At 33.5% G+C, this 16706-nt stretch carries 22 protein-coding genes and 2 pseudogenes; 3 read left to right on the top strand and 21 right to left on the bottom strand.

Features of this window, described 5'->3' with window-relative positions; genetic code table 11:
• The 9 genes and pseudogenes from QDN89_RS18820 to QDN89_RS18780 all read right to left on the bottom strand — a co-directional run.
• A pseudogene (locus tag QDN89_RS18820) lies at window positions 1-192 on the bottom strand (RNA-guided endonuclease InsQ/TnpB family protein); the annotation flags it as partial.
• Between the two features lie 103 nt (window positions 193-295).
• On the bottom strand, window positions 296-532 hold the full coding sequence (locus QDN89_RS18815) for a hypothetical protein (protein WP_280771711.1): 237 nt from the start codon (window positions 530-532) through the stop codon (window positions 296-298).
• 91 nt (window positions 533-623) lie between these two features.
• Window positions 624-827: a hypothetical protein gene (locus QDN89_RS18810; protein WP_280771710.1), complete on the bottom strand. Its 204-nt coding sequence runs from the start codon at window positions 825-827 to the stop codon at window positions 624-626.
• A gap of 1198 nt (window positions 828-2025) precedes the next feature.
• The gene (locus QDN89_RS18805) at window positions 2026-2334 is read right to left on the bottom strand and encodes a hypothetical protein (RefSeq protein WP_280771709.1); all 309 of its coding nucleotides are present in this window, start codon (window positions 2332-2334) and stop codon (window positions 2026-2028) included.
• Between the two features lie 80 nt (window positions 2335-2414).
• Window positions 2415-2945, bottom strand: a complete 531-nt coding sequence (locus tag QDN89_RS18800) for a helicase (protein WP_280771708.1) — start codon at window positions 2943-2945, stop codon at window positions 2415-2417.
• A gap of 228 nt (window positions 2946-3173) precedes the next feature.
• Entirely contained in the window at window positions 3174-3758 is a 585-nt protein-coding gene (locus tag QDN89_RS18795) for an HAD family hydrolase (protein WP_280771707.1), read from the bottom strand.
• 144 nt (window positions 3759-3902) lie between these two features.
• The gene (locus QDN89_RS18790; RefSeq protein WP_280771706.1) at window positions 3903-4448 is read right to left on the bottom strand and encodes a GNAT family N-acetyltransferase; all 546 of its coding nucleotides are present in this window, start codon (window positions 4446-4448) and stop codon (window positions 3903-3905) included.
• A gap of 107 nt (window positions 4449-4555) precedes the next feature.
• Window positions 4556-4975, bottom strand: a complete 420-nt coding sequence (locus QDN89_RS18785) for a helix-turn-helix transcriptional regulator (protein ID WP_342394391.1) — start codon at window positions 4973-4975, stop codon at window positions 4556-4558.
• 329 nt (window positions 4976-5304) lie between these two features.
• Window positions 5305-5592 carry a DNA-binding protein gene (locus QDN89_RS18780; protein WP_280771705.1) on the bottom strand — a complete coding sequence of 96 codons (288 nt, stop codon included), beginning with the start codon at window positions 5590-5592 and terminating at the stop codon, window positions 5305-5307.
• A gap of 585 nt (window positions 5593-6177) precedes the next feature.
• Here QDN89_RS18780 and QDN89_RS18775 point away from each other — a divergent pair.
• The 3 genes from QDN89_RS18775 to QDN89_RS18765 all read left to right on the top strand — a co-directional run bounded on the left by QDN89_RS18775 (window position 6178) and on the right by QDN89_RS18765 (window position 8263).
• Window positions 6178-6525, top strand: a complete 348-nt coding sequence (locus QDN89_RS18775; protein ID WP_280771704.1) for a four-helix bundle copper-binding protein — start codon at window positions 6178-6180, stop codon at window positions 6523-6525.
• A gap of 66 nt (window positions 6526-6591) precedes the next feature.
• The gene (locus tag QDN89_RS18770) at window positions 6592-7908 is read left to right on the top strand and encodes an MFS transporter (protein ID WP_280771703.1); all 1317 of its coding nucleotides are present in this window, start codon (window positions 6592-6594) and stop codon (window positions 7906-7908) included.
• Between the two features lie 73 nt (window positions 7909-7981).
• Window positions 7982-8263 carry a hypothetical protein gene (locus QDN89_RS18765; RefSeq protein ID WP_280771702.1) on the top strand — a complete coding sequence of 94 codons (282 nt, stop codon included), beginning with the start codon at window positions 7982-7984 and terminating at the stop codon, window positions 8261-8263.
• 360 nt (window positions 8264-8623) lie between these two features.
• Here the strand turns inward: QDN89_RS18765 and QDN89_RS18760 are convergent, their stop codons facing one another.
• The 12 genes and pseudogenes from QDN89_RS18760 to QDN89_RS18705 all read right to left on the bottom strand — a co-directional run bounded on the left by QDN89_RS18760 (window position 8624) and on the right by QDN89_RS18705 (window position 16674).
• Window positions 8624-8992, bottom strand: coding sequence for a cupredoxin domain-containing protein (locus QDN89_RS18760; protein ID WP_280771701.1), 369 nt, complete (start codon window positions 8990-8992; stop codon window positions 8624-8626).
• Between the two features lie 86 nt (window positions 8993-9078).
• A complete protein-coding gene (locus QDN89_RS18755; protein ID WP_280771700.1) occupies window positions 9079-9567 on the bottom strand; it encodes a hypothetical protein in 489 nt (162 codons plus the stop codon).
• 105 nt (window positions 9568-9672) lie between these two features.
• Window positions 9673-10080: pseudogene (locus QDN89_RS18750) on the bottom strand (response regulator transcription factor); the annotation flags it as partial.
• A gap of 31 nt (window positions 10081-10111) precedes the next feature.
• Window positions 10112-10465 (bottom strand): hypothetical protein, encoded by a 354-nt coding sequence (locus tag QDN89_RS18745; RefSeq protein WP_280771699.1) that lies wholly within the window; start codon window positions 10463-10465, stop codon window positions 10112-10114.
• 768 nt (window positions 10466-11233) lie between these two features.
• Complete coding sequence (locus QDN89_RS18740; protein WP_280771698.1) at window positions 11234-11443, bottom strand: hypothetical protein; 210 nt, start codon at window positions 11441-11443, stop codon at window positions 11234-11236.
• 396 nt (window positions 11444-11839) lie between these two features.
• Complete coding sequence (locus tag QDN89_RS18735) at window positions 11840-12394, bottom strand: nucleoside/nucleotide kinase family protein (protein WP_280771697.1); 555 nt, start codon at window positions 12392-12394, stop codon at window positions 11840-11842.
• Between the two features lie 339 nt (window positions 12395-12733).
• The gene (locus QDN89_RS18730) at window positions 12734-13186 is read right to left on the bottom strand and encodes a GNAT family N-acetyltransferase (RefSeq protein WP_280771696.1); all 453 of its coding nucleotides are present in this window, start codon (window positions 13184-13186) and stop codon (window positions 12734-12736) included.
• 592 nt (window positions 13187-13778) lie between these two features.
• Complete coding sequence (locus tag QDN89_RS18725) at window positions 13779-14480, bottom strand: Type 1 glutamine amidotransferase-like domain-containing protein (protein WP_280771695.1); 702 nt, start codon at window positions 14478-14480, stop codon at window positions 13779-13781.
• A gap of 157 nt (window positions 14481-14637) precedes the next feature.
• On the bottom strand, window positions 14638-15060 hold the full coding sequence (locus QDN89_RS18720; protein ID WP_425335424.1) for an HIT family protein: 423 nt from the start codon (window positions 15058-15060) through the stop codon (window positions 14638-14640).
• A 94-nt stretch (window positions 15061-15154) separates the two neighbouring features.
• Window positions 15155-15910, bottom strand: coding sequence for an aminoglycoside phosphotransferase family protein (locus tag QDN89_RS18715; protein ID WP_280771693.1), 756 nt, complete (start codon window positions 15908-15910; stop codon window positions 15155-15157).
• 141 nt (window positions 15911-16051) lie between these two features.
• A complete protein-coding gene (locus QDN89_RS18710; protein WP_280771692.1) occupies window positions 16052-16363 on the bottom strand; it encodes a TIGR04104 family putative zinc finger protein in 312 nt (103 codons plus the stop codon).
• A gap of 80 nt (window positions 16364-16443) precedes the next feature.
• Entirely contained in the window at window positions 16444-16674 is a 231-nt protein-coding gene (locus tag QDN89_RS18705) for a hypothetical protein (RefSeq protein ID WP_280771691.1), read from the bottom strand.
• Between the last annotated feature and the right edge of the window lie 32 nt (window positions 16675-16706).

Below are 16706 nucleotides of genomic sequence, written 5' to 3'. Positions count from 1 at the left end.
TTGAATGGAATCCAACACTTCGCTTTGAAGAGGTTGCAACTCCTTTTCTTGTGTTAAAGACGTATAAACTTGTCGGATATAAAAGTTGGTTGTGTTATGCATGTTCTTGGCACGTTGGCACATCTCTTGAAAATATTCGTGCATTCGGTGTCCTTTTTTGACACAAATTTGCATGGTTTTGTAGTTTGCCATTTGATTTTCACCCCCCAAACATAAGTTCTAATATGTTTATATTACCCAAAAAATTATAAAAATTCTAGTACCAAAACCGCCAATTCACCTCCCACCTAAAATTCTATCGAATTTTTGAGGAAGGAGTCCTCTTGGCTTTCATGATAGATAAGATATAAAATGTATATAGACAAAATAGTAAAAAAGATAAGCCAAACCAAACTACACCAACATTCCCTACATAAGGTATACCTGAACTTTCATATATATTGCTTAATACTTTGTCAGTCAAAAGAAATCCCACAACTAAGAAAATGATTATTTCAACAAATGTGATCGCATACATCTTCCAAATGCTCAAATAGTCCCCTCCCTTTTTCTAATACTTCCCGCCAAAAACAAAATTGCTTCTTACTGAATTTTTTAGCTCCGCAACAGCTACAAAAACTTCTTCAACCGTTATATCCTATAATTGAAAAGTAAATTTGTTTTTTTTTGTGTTTTAGGATTAATTCTTCAGCAGTATTATTTATTGTTTCATCAGATACTTTATATTCGTCAATCCAAGCTGTCGGGAGTTCTTCATGTATTTTCGCAATAAAATATAAAGTGTCTATATCCTCATGAGTTAGTTCATTAATATTATAATTTTCCATTTTGCGTTATCCTTTCTGATTATCACTATTGCTACCCCCGTTCTTAACAACGCAACAGGAGCAACAGCGTGTTAAATGATTGCTATCCGTTATAGATTATTATGCAACATATTATGTTTTGGTTATGAATGATTCTCAGTCAATTTACTTCCTAATTTTTTCGAATAATTGATTAGATTTTCGGTAAAGGTTTTGAAAAAAATCATCAAAAAGTGTTTGACTATCAATCTTACTAAAGAAAATCGCAATAATCATTATCACGAATAAAACAAATAATCCTTGTTTACCTTCTATTGAACTGGTAATTATACCGAAAATCTACTCAACTGTTTCATAAGTTTCATCAATTGATATAGAAGTAAATCCCTTCCTCATCCTATATTTGAATAAACTAACGGGTTCGGTTGATGGGGAGAAAAGTGCTAATAACAATGTAAATATCATACTAATTAGCAAACATTTCACTAGTAAACTAACACTATAAATAACAAGAAAAAACGCTCAGATATCTGAGCGTTTTTTGACTTTAAATTTACTATCCTTCTTCAACTAACGCTCCCATTAGCACAGTAAAGACAATAAGTACTGGGGTTAAAACATATTTCTGAATTTGTGACCATGTTAGTTTTTTGAAAAGTTCTCATTGATTAAGTAACAACTAAAAACGAACAACAAGACACCAATAGCCATATTCCAATTAACGAGAGAAGTATTATAAATAGTTGTATAAATAAGGTTTAAAACAATAATAATCAGACTTGCTACCATCATGAAATAAGAAGCCAATTTAGATAAACTGATTTTTCTTCCCAATAGTTTAATTATTTTAACCACTCCTTTCAAAAAAAAATTTGATATGATTTACCGTTTCCTTATTAAAGAAATACCCCCGGTTGTTAAATAAAAAAATTTTATTCAGATGTCTCACTTTCTTTTTTAGCATTAAAAAGGAAGTAAATAGACAGACCAGATAAAATCCAAAAACTCATTATAGAAATCAAATTTTTAGCGATAAAACTCAGCATTACAGCAACAAAGATAATAAAGACACTGAGAATGACTTTGCCCCATTTAACTCACTCCTTTTCTCTTCAAATATAATAACGTAAATTATCACTTGTTTAATAAAGTATTCTCCCTTTACCGCCGTAACAGCGCCAAAGGCTTCTTCAACTATTGCACCCGTTAGTGAAATTAATTATAATTTCACTGTCCAAATTTTAAAGATAATTTTACCATTTGTTTCTGTTTTTTCTGTACAGACATCGATTTGCATATTGATATAAACAGCCCATTGAGGAAAAAGAGATGCTAAATATTTAATTACCCTTTCATCAGGTGTTGCATAGCCTACATTACTATTATTATTTAAATAGGCAACAAAATCTGGGTATAACGCTTCTGTCCATTCTTTAACTTCAAACTCCGAATCAAAAATACGGTCATCTTCTTTATGGCTTCCATTTATCCATTTAACCCTCTCCATTGAAACCACCTCATTTTTCAAAAAAACCACCCTCACAAGTAGCCATTTGTGAGCTAAAGCTGTCCGTTTGTTGAACAATAGAAGTTAAGTACCTCTTAGTTTCAAGATTCTTCTTTTACAAAGATAAAGTTGTCTTCAGGCTTCCAAACGTGCAATTGGTCAGCAATATATCCACGTAGCCACAACACGCCATTAATCCGTCTAAGGTAAAAGCCTTGAGGAAAATCATCTTCTTTAGTTAGTATCTCCGATGCTATTGTAATAGAGCCAGAAGGCGCTTTATTTTGTTGTGAGGCATTTTCCGAATAACCTTCAGGCTGGTCCAGATACTCCAGTCTTAGGTGAGGTCCCAGTTCAAGAGGACCCAATCCCAAACCAAGTTCTCTCGCTCTTTTAAAGAGTTGAGCCGTAGTAGCTCCATCAGGAAAGCCAAGGTCCATAACGGATAGTTCTACGGTCTTCAGGCTGTACTTTGTATCAGAAGTAGTAAATTTTTTATCAGCAAACATTTTTTCTCCATACTCATTAATCAAGATGGAGTATTGTTGCAATTTCTGAATAAGTTGCGTTTTTGTAAGTCCGCCAACTTCTACTGTTCTAGTTATAGTTGGACAATCAGGATATATACTCATTTTTAGTCACTCCTAAAAAATTTGGTGTAAGAATTAAAAATTAATACATATAGAATTTTCCATAATCCCCTCTTGTTCAACTAATTTCACCGTAGTTTAAGGGTATGTCCTTATTAAACAAACCTCCCTTATACTTGAAGAACATCCTTCTTCTAATATAATCTTAACATTTATTTCCTTTTAAATGGATAAGAAAAAAGCATTCCTTATTAGAGAAATGCTTACCCTTTAGTTAAATAACTGATGACTAACTTTTTTAATCCATTCACCTTTGGCGTCTGCAAGTAAAGTGTTCCAACCTATATTTCGTGCTCCACTCAGATTTTTCAACTGGTCATCAACGAATAGCACATTTCCCTTACTGTAAAAGTGGGATTTAACTTTTAAGTATATATCCACTTGTGGTTTACAAAATCCAACATCACCTGAAATAGTTATAGTGGTTATGTATTCTTGAATTGGACTAATTATGTGTTTCACCCATTCTATACGATGATTACTTAACAAATGTATATTTGCATACTTACTCCACATCGGGATTTCGTCAATAGCTGGTAAAGGTGTAATCAATGATAATAATTTGTTTTTAGCATATTCTCTATCGATAGTTGGGAATCTTTTTGAAAACCTAATCCAAAACTCTTTTTCATCAATTCTTCCAGTCCATAACTCTTTTCGAATTACTTTTCTAAACTTAATAAGGTCATCATATGGAATTTTATATTTTGAAGATAAATCCTCCCATAAAATCGGTGAAAAGTTGGTTGATATGACTCCTGCTATATCTAAAACCAAGTCAGTTATTTTGTCCATCTATTTCATCCTCCAGAGTTCCAACTTTTACTTTTACCAGCTTATTTGTTATCCATACTTATTCAAGTGGTTCCCCGATAGAGCAGTAACAGAAACGAAAATTCTTGCGGTAAAGCTCCCTTTAAACTAAGAACGCTTGTTATATTACTTTTTCCATTCGTGTTCTAAAACACTATATAGTAAAGAATCTCGCCAACCATCTTTTACTAACAAATCTTCACGAATTCTACCTTCCTTAATCATTCCGATTTTCTCTAATATTTTTGATGAACCGATGTTTCTGGGGTCACAAGTTGCATATATACGATGAAGTTTAAGTTCTTTAAATCCAAAATCAATCAACAGTTTAGCTACATCAGTTGCAATTCCTTTTCTCCAATAATCGGGGTTAACGATATAAGCAATTTCTCCAACTCTATTAGTAAAATCTCTAATGTTAAATTCCCCAGCTCCAATCATATTCTCTTTATAAATAATTGCAAAAACAAACCTTGTTCTGGGTTCTTCGGTCGCATCTTTAATTACCATATTAACAAAACTTTTTGAGTCATTCTCTGTATTAGGTCCCCAAGGTTGATATTGACAAACAATATCTTTGGATGCGTATCTATGGACATCTTTCCAGTCATCTTTAGTAAATTCCCTTAAAGACAACCTTTCATTTGAAAGAGAAACCTTAATATATTCCATTAAAATTTCCTCCATTCACATATTTTGTGTATTTCCTTGTTCAACTCTTCTCCGATAGCACCACCACAACAACAGCTTACTCAACGATTGCTACTCCGTTTATTTATCTACTTTCTTTGTTCTACTACTCTTACCCCCTTACGGATAAACAAATAAGTAAGAAATAAGAGAGCTGTTATACCTATTACTTCAACAGTAGCCATCCAATTAATTCCATCATTTTTGATCATGCTAACAATTACAATCCCTATCAGAACACCTATACCAATTAAAAAGTGTGATTGCCAATTTAGTTTCTGTTTACTATCTTGAACTACTTTCCCCTTCAATTTTTCATCGCTCCTTAATAATTCATCAATCGTGATACCGAATAAATCACTTAGGTCGATAATCAATTCGATACTCGGATAGTTTTTACCAGTCTCCCACTTTGAAATTGATTGACGACTAACTTGTATTTTTTCAGCGAGGTATTCCTGGGACCATTCTCTTTGCTCTCTTTCTTTTTTTAATTTATTTCCAAACATACTCTCTATACCTCCTTCTTATTCCATTATTATTAGAGTGAATATCTAAAGTAAAGATAACTATAGGCGCATCAAGGTGCAACAAAAGGTTGCACCTTGATATCTTCCCTGCTATACCTCAATTTGGCACAATTGTTGAGTTGTCAAAATTCAAATTGTCTATGTAATTATATCTAACTTTTTTAATTTCTATTATTACTACTGAATCTCTATTTCTCATTACCGTAACCCCTTATCATTCAAGTCTTAACACAGAATTCTCCCTCTTTTTTCAATTAAAAGGGCAATCCTTGCTTTTAAAAGGATTGCTATTTGTTAGCACAAAAATCTCATTTGTTATGAATCTCATTAGATGAGAACCATTCCATCAATTGGTTATAAGAAAAATGTTTTTTCCCTTTAAATTCTATGCTTGGAATATTAGGAAATTTATGTAATAATTCGTCTACTTCACTTTGTTTGAGGTGAAGGTGGTATTTCAAATCACTTTCTTTAATTAAAAGATTGAAATTGTTCCCTTTATCTGGACGGCTAAAATTCTGTAAACCACTTCCTATAAAATATCCCATAAAAGCGAATCCAACGCCTAAAGAAAATAACCCAAAAGCTAAGCCCATTTCATTTTCTCCTCTCTTATTACACCACAGCTTGTTATTCACGATCGCTCCCGTTACTTAAAGCATAGTGACAGCTTGTTATGCTATCACTACCACTACCACATGACTACTAATAATGTTTACGGACTATCACTCCGTAAGTTTCAGCTTATTCAACTAAACTCTCCAATAGTTGAACAAGAGCGACAGCAGCTTATTGTGCTATTGCACCCTTTACTTTAAGTACAAAACTGCACAAAATTTCGGAAAGCTGAAAAGCAACCTGAAGCCTAAAATAAATTTAATTTATGGGGAGAAATCAGGAATATGCGGGATTTACAACGTTAAATATATATATATAACATCTAAAATCATGAAGGATTGAATTTTGCAGTGATTTTCAAGTATTAATGTCCATGCAAAGGAAGAAAGAAAATAGGTATTTTCTACTACTATCAGTTTTAAATGAAGAACAAAGCAATTAATTCAGTGGTCCATCCAACAAATTTTTCTGGACTTATTTCTGTTCGTGGTATGTATTTCCAGATTATCTGAATCTAAGTAGAAAACAATAATAAATGATTCAAATCAAAGGAGAGATTATATATGACAACAGTAGATTCATCCGTCCAGCAATATCAAAAATGTATTGATGCTTGTAACAAATGTATGCAATCATGTGAAGAATGTTTAACTTCTTGTCTAAAGGAAGCTGACGTTCAAGCACGAGTACACTGTATTAATATTCTAAGGGATTGTGCAGACATTTGTTCCATGGCATCGCAATGGATGTCCCGTGGAAGTATGTATGCGAACCAGTTTTGCCAACTCTGTGCTCTGATTTGTGATGCTTGTGCCACTGAATGTGCTAAATTCAAAGATGCACATTGTCAAGAATGTGCTAACATCTGCCGTCAGTGCGCTGAAGAATGCCGTCAAATGGCGACAATGTAAAGTAATGAGCAGGTAACATTTTGTTACCTGCTTTTATTCGAATTACTAGTATTAAGGAGGAGTTAAATGGGATTAAGGGAAATAATGAAATTGGAACGGTCGATGTTCATTTTGATGTTAGGAGTGTTTTTGTCTCATTTAGGTACATATATGGTCATTCCAATTTTACCCATCATGTTAAGATTAGAAGCAGGATTAACACTTATTCAAATAGGTACTGTTCTGGCAGCTATCGCAATTTCCTTTCAATTTGGAAGTATTTTCGGTGGATTTCTAGCTGATCGAATTGGAAGAAGATTTATTATCGGATTAGGAGCTCTAATTGGTGCTGGAGGCTTAATTGGATTTGGTCTTTTTACTGCATATTTATTACTTTTATTAATGGCAATCACCATTGGGTTAGGGAATGGCTTAAACGCACCTTCCACGAAAGCAGCAATCGCAGCTTTGGCATCGAAAGAAAATCAAACAACTGCTTTTTCTCTACGGGGGATTGCAGCAAATGTGGGAACAGCAGGCGCTGGACTTATTGTTTTCTTTTTAATTACTGGTTCTTCGCAAATTATTTTTTGGATAGCAGGAATTATTTATGTTGTACTGACATTGAAAAGTTGGTTGTTTTTACCTCGAAATTGTGGTGACGCCCCTTGTCCTACCATTCCACCAGGTGCTTATCGTAAAGTGCTTAAAAATAAACCATTTTTAGCATTCGGTGCAGTTAGTATATTAATTTGGGCTTTGTATGCACAACTTGCATTGGCATTACCTTTGCGCGCTACTGATATTTTACCTGATCCAAAAAATGTAGCATTAATATGGACCATTAACAGTGTCATCGTTATTTTTTCACAGGGAATCGTGACGATTAGAATTATTCAACGTATTCATCCACTTACTGCACTTGGCTTTGGTATGGTTTTTATCGGTTTTGGTGTTGGTTCATTGTATTGGTCTAGTTCATTTATTCATCTAGTTATAAGTGGCGCTATTTTTGTAATAGGTGAAATGCTAATCTTACCAACCATTGATAGCACTGTGTCACAATTATCAAGGGCAGAAATAATTGGGCTATTTTTTGGACTAGCGAATGTGGTTGCTGGATTAGGTGAGGCAAGTGGTAATTTTATTGGTGGGAGGCTCCTTGAAATCGGGACGGAAATCAGCTATTTACCGTGGGTAGTATATGGAATAACAGGAGTGTCTATATGTTTCCTTGTCTTAATGTTAAAAAGATGGCAGCCAATCCAAGTTGCTCTCCAAAAAGCTACTGAAAAAGAAAATGGTCCAAAGCATGCACCTAAAGTATCTCCTGGACCAGCACAGCATCGTTCTCATCCTTATAACAGTTGGGAACCTAAATTTCGCAAAAGAGAAAACACTTAATGACACGAATCTGAAATTAGGAGGAATGAATGAATGAATGAATGAATGAATGAATGAATGAATGAATGAATGAATGAAAGATGAACCACATCATGAACATCACCAAGACGTGATGACAAAAAGTGAAATAAAAAAAACTGTTTCATATAAGAACAAAATATTAAGCTTACATTTGGAAGATAAAGAAGGGATTACTCCTAAATTAGAGGTTACTCATGAAGAATTAATACACCTCATTGTCGTGAGTGAGGACTTAAACGAATATTATCATTTACACCCAGTTCAAATGACGAGATCTTTACTACAGGCGGACGCTTTTCCCAGGGCTTATCTTCAGCTAACTTCGGCTCGATGAATCTTCGCCAAAGTGGATCTTGAGACTATGCTTCGCCTGCGGGAGTCAACATCTTTCACTACGATCTTACATTTAAAAACGAATATTAAACTCGTCAAGGATGATTTCATTCGTCTAATTGTCGAAAATCTTAATTATAAAATTCATTCATGTAATAAATTCTATGAAAAAAAATCAACTTCCTTCCCATTCCGAGGTCGCAGCGAAGTGTCGTGGATTAATCACGTATTATTGCAGTCCAAAAAAGAGAATCAACAATTTCGAATAACTAAGCCTATAAATTAAGTGCTTCTATAGACAAGAAAAAGAACAATGACTTAGCATTTAGCTAATTAGTCATTGCTCTTTAAATTAACGTTTCTATTCTACTACTAACGTTGCTTCCATATCATCATGGCCTTCGCCACAAGGAATACTGCAATAGATTGTATATTCTCCAGGTTCTAAAGACGCTCTTGCAGAACCTTCCCCATCGATCTCTACATCTGTTCCATCAATCATAATTCCGTGATGACCTTCTTCATTCGTAAGGTTAAACGTCACATCACCTGCGTCAGCTATATAAGTATCTTCATCAAAATCCCAATTAGATGCAACTAAGTTTACTTCACTTGAAGAGACATTATCTCCAGATTGATTTTCAATTTCCGTTACATCTTCATTTCCTCCGCAAGCTACAAGTACCAATACAAGCGCAAGTAACATTAATCCGATTAGTTTTTTCTTCATAACTATCATACTCCCATTAATTTTGTACTTTTTACATTTACCGCTCCATACATGAAAGTTTAATAGCATAAATTCTTATTGTTCTTTTAATTATGCATTCCATTAAAGTTAGCGCTTGGAGATGCTCCATTTGTTCCATGCATCAATTGATACATATCTTTGATTTCCTCATTAGTTAAGTCAGGATGGATTTCTTCCATTAGTTTTTTCATTTGCCCAAAATTAACTTTTCCATTAGCTTCATCCATAAATTCAACCATTTTTTCAAAATCCTCTTCTGAAAGCTCTTCATGCATCTCACTCATAAAGCCACCTGCAACATCCATGTCTCCCATATGTTCAGCCATCTCATTGAAATTTGCACTAGGGGCTGCACCATTTGTACCATGCATTGTGTTGTACATGTCTTTCAATTCATCTTCTGACTGGTCCGGATGAACGACCGCCATGATCTTACTCATCTGCCCAAAATTGAACATTCCTTCACTATTATTCGCATCACTTTGAGCGTAAACGGCAGCACCTCCTGTTACAACTAATCCTAATGATAGGACTCCTATTATTAATTTTTTCATCTGCGCCATCTCCTTTATTTATTGTATACCTCAATCTTGCACAATAAATATCGAGAATCTGTGCATAAGTTATAAAGATTTAATGAAGTTTACAATAACCATTAACTATCTTACCCATTTGTATCCTACTCCCCAGACGGTCATGAAATGTTCATCGATAGGAAAACCTACATGCCGGGTTTTATCACGTATATTTCTAACATGGGAGTCAATCGTTCTTCCTTCTGTTTCTGAATCAAATCCCCAAATTAACTCTATGAGTTGTTCACGACTGAATACTCGATCTGGGTGCTTCATGACATATCCAATCATGGAAAACTCCTTTGGCGTTAATCGAATATTCTTTTCATTAAAATTCAATTCATGCCGTTCACCATCCCACACAAGTCCATTAAATTCTATTTTCTCTCCTTGATTCAGCCGTCTTAATAGGGCATCCATTCTTGCCAGAAGTTCCGATTCATCAAAAGGTTTCGTTACATAGTCATCAGCCCCTAACTTCAATCCTTTGATCCCCCCAGTTTTTAGGGGATTGACACAGTTACTATTTACTAAAATATTCCTTTATCACAGCATGAATAATGATCTGCATCGTGATAAGACTCGGTAAAAAGATAAAATCCCAAAACATAAAATACCAAGGGAAATAATTGCCTCCAGATGAAATACTAACGATGAGTATAAGCAAATAGCAGGGAATAAAAGATGCAGCTAACCAAATGTAATAGGCTCTTGGCTCATCCTTCGGTAATAAAGATACATTTTTTATACAAAGTACAATTGATACAATAAGGAATGGAAAAAATAAAATAGGATTAAGAACTTCAACTTCTCCACCTAATAGTGATGTCAAAATAATTAAACCTATAATAGTAAAAAATGTAGCTAAGAATTTCAAAAAAATCACTCCTTCATAAAAGTATTGGAGAGAACACCTCTCCAATATTTTTTATTTTGAACTTCTTATTTAATAGTGATATTAATTGAGGTTGTAAAAGTCTTTCCTGTTGATAATGTCCGTTTAATTCTACAAGTTTCGTAGAATTATCAGAAAAAGCAGCGATAAAACTATAAGGGGATTTTACCATATATTCACAAATACCTTGTTATTATTCTTCCTTTTTCATATGACCGATGGTTCCAACGGCAACTATTTAATTACACCGTAAATCGTTCCGTGTCATAGATCGCTAACTTCTTACGGATAGCTCGATATTTAGGTTGATCCCGAAAAATTCTTTAAAACATCTCGAGCTACATGAAAACGGTCGATGACAAAGATGGCCTGGTCTTGAAAGTAATCACAACAAGCTGTAAGCGACTAAGATATCTCAGTCGCTTTTCTAACAATATCGTTCAATTAAATTCCGATACAAAACACTCTAAAAATTTATAGACTACGATAAATATTGGTAAAATAAACACAATCTGATTACATAGTGTTAAGATTATCACCACAATATTATTTGTACTTATATGATTCTTTTTTGCAACCATAAAATTTGGGATCATTAGTGGTGCACTGGAAATGATCGTAAATACAAGAGCGCTAAAAATGTGCGCACTCTTGTACGAGTTAAATGTATTTACACTATACAACACCATAGGTTTCTTAAACTATCGCTAACCAAGTTACTTTAAGTGTACTTTTTCACATATTCAATAATTAGATGTTTATTTCAAATACTTTTTGATAACCAAAAGGTAAAATAGAAGCAATAAACATACCTACCACTATAAATGAAACTGCTAAAATTCTATATTTTAAGATCGAAATTTCTTTTCTTTTATAAGCTATACTTAATACCTTAATCATAGAAAAAATAGTAATGAAAATTATTATAGCTGAAAAAATACTTGTTAGAATTACTGGCATTTTTGAAACTCCTCCCTTAACACAATTGAGTATGTTACGAACAATTTGCACCTCGTTTTTTATTTATTAAATTAGCTAAATATAAAGTAGTATATAAGATGAAAATAATAATTATAATAGCGCTGAGAATATTGTCATTTCCATAAAAACGATTAGATATCCAATATATTGTAATAAGTAAGAGCATTATTATCAGTTTTGTCCAATAATACTTATTAGGTTCAAAGAGGAATTCCTTTATGTTATTCGCCACACTATCACCTGCCTTAATGTTTGATTTAAAGAAAAAATGTGTAGTTTTTTACTATTTTTCTTAATGCAGCCTCCCCAATAGCACCATAACTGGAGCAACAGCATGTTCAATTAATGCTTCCCGTTTGTACAATTACGTTACCATCATGTAATGGTTTTATTGGCTGAAACTTTATCGTATATCTCATCTGTAATTTGGGATATAGATAGAGTTCCATCCACTGTAATATCCGAATTTGGTTTAATCGTCTTTAACATCTCAAGATATCCCCGTCTTCCATTTAAAACGTAATTTTCCATATCAAAGAGGATATTTTCAGTAGAACTATTTTTAAAATCCCTTAGTAGTCGCCGTGCCATTGCAATATCCAATGGGGTATCAATATATATAGCTAAATCAATAAAAATACTTGTTTTCGTATGCTTATAAGCAAACGGATAGTCAAGTAAAATATAATTTAAAGGCTCAGTAAGTGACATTTTAATATCTTGAATTAGTGGGTCTAAATTCCATTCATTATAATTAGCTCCCTTATCAATCCAATCAATAATGTCATATGGACCCTCAAAATCGTAATCATCAAAAGAAAATACCTTGGAATTGTTTAATTTATCATTCAAGTAATTTGTAATGATAGTTTTCCCTCCACCAGAGACTCCAGCAATAGCAATTACAAGTGGTTTCTTTTCATTTTTCATAACAACCATTCCCCCAAATATTCAAATACTCTTCTAATGCACCCCAATAGCGTCATAATAGGAACGATGGTTCTTGCGCTAAAGCTCTCTCTTTAGTTAAAGAAAGGTAAACTTATGCCCTCACCTTTACTCTTTTATTGAATAAAATGGCGTTAATTCTATCTTTTTAGTAGCTATGGAATTAACAAAATATTAGTTATGGTCAACACTATCATTGTTGGGTTATCATTCTATATGGCATCAATCAGTTGTTTAATAATCATAATATCAAAGCTATTGGTCACTTCATCAGATAAATAACTCATTTTTTCCAAATCGGGCATTAGCGAAGGTTACCGTCTATACTTTTAATAGTAAAATAACTTCACTTTCCTCTAACATCTCGCCTGTGTTTACGAATCCAAGTGATTCATAGAATCGAAGTGCGGGATAATTGTCTGGCTCTGTTGAAAGGCCAATATAATGACAGTCATCATTCTTTTTGAGCATATCTATGACTTGTTGCATTGCATCTTTCCCGTATCCCTTTCTTTGATAAGAGACATCAATCATAAACCTAGGAATCCAATACTTCCTCTCTTCGATCTCGTTTAGATCATTTTCCGTCATCACAAAACCTATAACTTCCTCATCCAAATGTATTGCATACGGTGTAAAATTGGGATCTACTTTAGACTCTGCAATGGAATAAACATTAGGAGCAATTCGATCAACTTGATCCTCCGCTAACTTCAGTTTTAGGCATTTATACATATTTTTCACCGTTAATTCCTGAATTGATATTTGAGCCATAAACATTCTCCTCTAGATAATATTTACTACTATATTCTATATTTTTTATAAGTCCTGCTCCGAATAAATAAACACTCTGGAATACCCTAATGCGTTTACTTCAGAGATGCAAAACAGAAAAACTCAGGAAAATTCACAAGCTTAATCACACAACTTTCACAACCGAAATCACAGTATAAATCGCTTATTATAATGAAACGAAGAACTTTCTTCTTGTCATTATTTTCATATATGCTTGTGTAACTAAAACTCGCCCGTTAGCGCAAGAAGCTCATTTGTTTTGAATCTCATTAGATGATAACCATTCCATCAATTGGTTATAAGGGAAATGTTTTTTCCCTTTCAATTCTACGCTTGGAATATTAGGGAATTTATGTAATAATTCGTCTACTTCACTTTGTTTGAGGTGAAGGTGGTATTTCAAGTCACTTTCTTTAATTAAAAGATTGAAATTGTTCCCTTTATCTGGACGGCTAAATTTTGTAAACCACTTCCTATAAAATATCCCATAAAAGCGAATCCAACGCCTAAAGAAAATAACCCAAAAGCTAAGCCCATTTCATTTTCTCCTCTCTTATTGCACCACAGCTTGTTATACAATATCGCTACCCCGATAGCTTAATAACGTTCCTGGTTGAATTATCTTCTTATTTTCCTCACCAAATAAAATAGCAGGCTTTGTTCCGATTACTTTTATCACTTCATCATCTATAAATAACGCTGATTCTTCTGGTAATGAGATAACTGAATTTTTATATTGAAATATATAATTACTAATTAAATCATCGTTAGCCACATTGTAGTGGCACCATATGGAATAATTCCCTACAATACCTAAACCATTGAATTCTTTTAAACCAACATTGTTAGAATCCATATGAGAACAAGTCCTTATATCTTCTCCAAAGATAATCGCCCCTGCACTACCACCGTATATAATTCCGCCTTTTGCTAAATAGTCTTTTAAAACATTTGTGAAAAATGTTTCTTTAAAATCTTTTAACAGGCTGAATGTATTACCACCACCTATATATACTGCCGAAAATTGCTTTAAATCTTCAACACTCTTATTATTTAGCTCGCTTTCGGTCCACATCTTAATTTCTTCTATTCCATGCGGATTAAAAACACTGTTTATCCAATTGAAGCAAGAATCATAGGGGATAGCGTTGATATCCATTGCAATGGGGATGTATAAGAATGGTTTTTCCTTGTTGATTAAATTTGCAAATTCTTTATCAATTGATAAGGTTTGTTCCGCATCCCCACCTCCAGCAAGAATCAATTTCCCCATAAAAATTCCCTCCTCTTAAATGAACTTCTTATACTACCTTTATTTGAACTTTCTGATATAGAACTTATTGTTCAAGTAACCTACACCGTTTGCGCCATAACAGACGCAACGGTTCTTCCACGAACGCTACTCCGTTAGCATTATAAGCTAATCCTTTCTAAAAACTGTTTATCGCATTGATTATTTTCTTTTTGGTTATTGATAACCTAACTTTATCTACTAATACTTGTTCAGATTCTCCCTCATAAAAATCTGCAAAATTTTGTCCTTCATATCTCGGTACAACGTGCATATGAAAGTGAGTTAACTCATCAAAGTTACCACCATTTTGACATATAGTAATACCATCAGGTTTAAACAATTCCTTAATTACCTTTGAGAGAATCTTTGCAGACTTCATTATTGAATCAGCTGTTTTTTCATCAAGTTCATCAAAATACCTTGTATGTTTTTTAGGTAATATTAAGATATGCCCTTCATTATACGGGTCATGGTCCAAGAAACAACAAACATAGTCATCCTCTAAAACTACATTAACTGGTTCCTGTTTATTTGCTAAATTACAGCCTAAGCATTCCAATTTAAACACAGCCTCCCGTTCAGGTTTTCTCTAGTGTTTTTCAACTCTTTTCCCCATTGCTTTTAGTGGAATTACGCACATAGGTGTTATCATTTCACAATGAGCAGTATTGATTTATAATCATCATAAGTCGTTCAGAATTCTCCGTTGAGACACTTTCAGATAACCTTGCACCAGCAATGACTGGAGCCCATTGAAAAACGTCAGATTTTAAAATTCCGCTCTTTTCACAATAAAGTCGCAAGTACATATCAGCTAATTCAGATGAAACTTGGGAATATAAAAGATAGGTCCGATATACATCAGCATGGATGTCTCCTGCACTGGAATCGACCCAATCTATAACTACCACTTGGTTATCTGTCTTAATCAAATTAAATAAATGAAAGTCTCCATGACAGAGCCTATTTTCATAAGTAAATGAATTCAATTTCTTTAACAAATCATACTTTTGTTTTTCATCTAATTTATTCATAGTCTCAATTTGACGGTATAATTTATCATACATCGGTTCGATTGCTTCTGGATTAGGATTAATGCTATGAATTTTCAGTTGCATATCGACTGAAATATTCAAGTAATACTCTGCTTGTTCTTTATCTTCGAACATTAAAACTCCTAATGTTTCTCCCTTAACATATTCCATTATAATTGCTTGTTCTCCGTTTATCTTAGTAACACCTAAAATCTCAGATACAGGAAGTCCACATGAATATGCATACTTTTGCTTGTTTGCTTCATTTATAGATTCAGTATCAGGCAAAAAATCGTTAAAAATTTTTACTATTTTGTTGTCGGAATGATAAATTTTTGCAGTATTTCCTTTTGCTATTAGGTTACCTATATCCATTGGGTTCTCTCCTACATTTTTAATTACTCTGCCTGTAAGTTTAATAAGAAAATGGTATCTACTTAATTGAAGAAACCCTTTACTAGTATAAGAGCAGCGATAGCTTCCTGTGCTATCGCTCTTCCGTTAGTGAAAAATACATTACTTTGATGCCAGTGTTGTTTCCTCATTAGATACTTCTGTATAAAACGGATGAATCAGTATAAACAGTGCTCCCAGAACAAAAATTGAAATAAAAGGAATGACAGGTGAAATATTAAAAAATGGTAGAATCATAGGCAGTAGGGTAATAACGGATAATAAAAAAGTTCTTTTACTCGTTTTCGCAGTGGGGTATTGCTTCGTATTACAAAATGGACACTTCATTCCTATATCTAAATTAGATGAGCTCTTGAACGTTTGTTTCCAACTCCAGTGTTTATAACAATTTTGACAAGTTGGCAAACTTTTCACTCCTTCTTAAGTTACTGAATTCCCCGAGCACACAAAACAAACAACAGCTCCTTCAATCAACTATTGCAATTGGTCTATATTCATTTTTTTGGCATCGTAAAAGTTACAGGGCTATCTTTTTCCTCTTCAATCTTTTTATAAATTTCATTAATGATTTCTTTTGCTCTTTTGCTCGATTCGTACTTTCCTAACAATTTACTCCACTCGTTGATTAAACTTCTACCTACAACACCTTCAATATACTTCCCCTTAACCGTAACCTCTTTTACATTCATCAAACTTTCTTCATTCTGTGTGATTATCCATAGCACGAAGACACACTCTCCTCCATTTGAAAGATCTA

The organism is Salipaludibacillus daqingensis (assembly GCF_029891575.1).
Taxonomy (GTDB): Bacteria; Bacillota; Bacilli; order Bacillales; family Salisediminibacteriaceae; genus Salipaludibacillus; species Salipaludibacillus daqingensis.
This window is presented reverse-complemented; position numbering and strand designations above follow the sequence as displayed.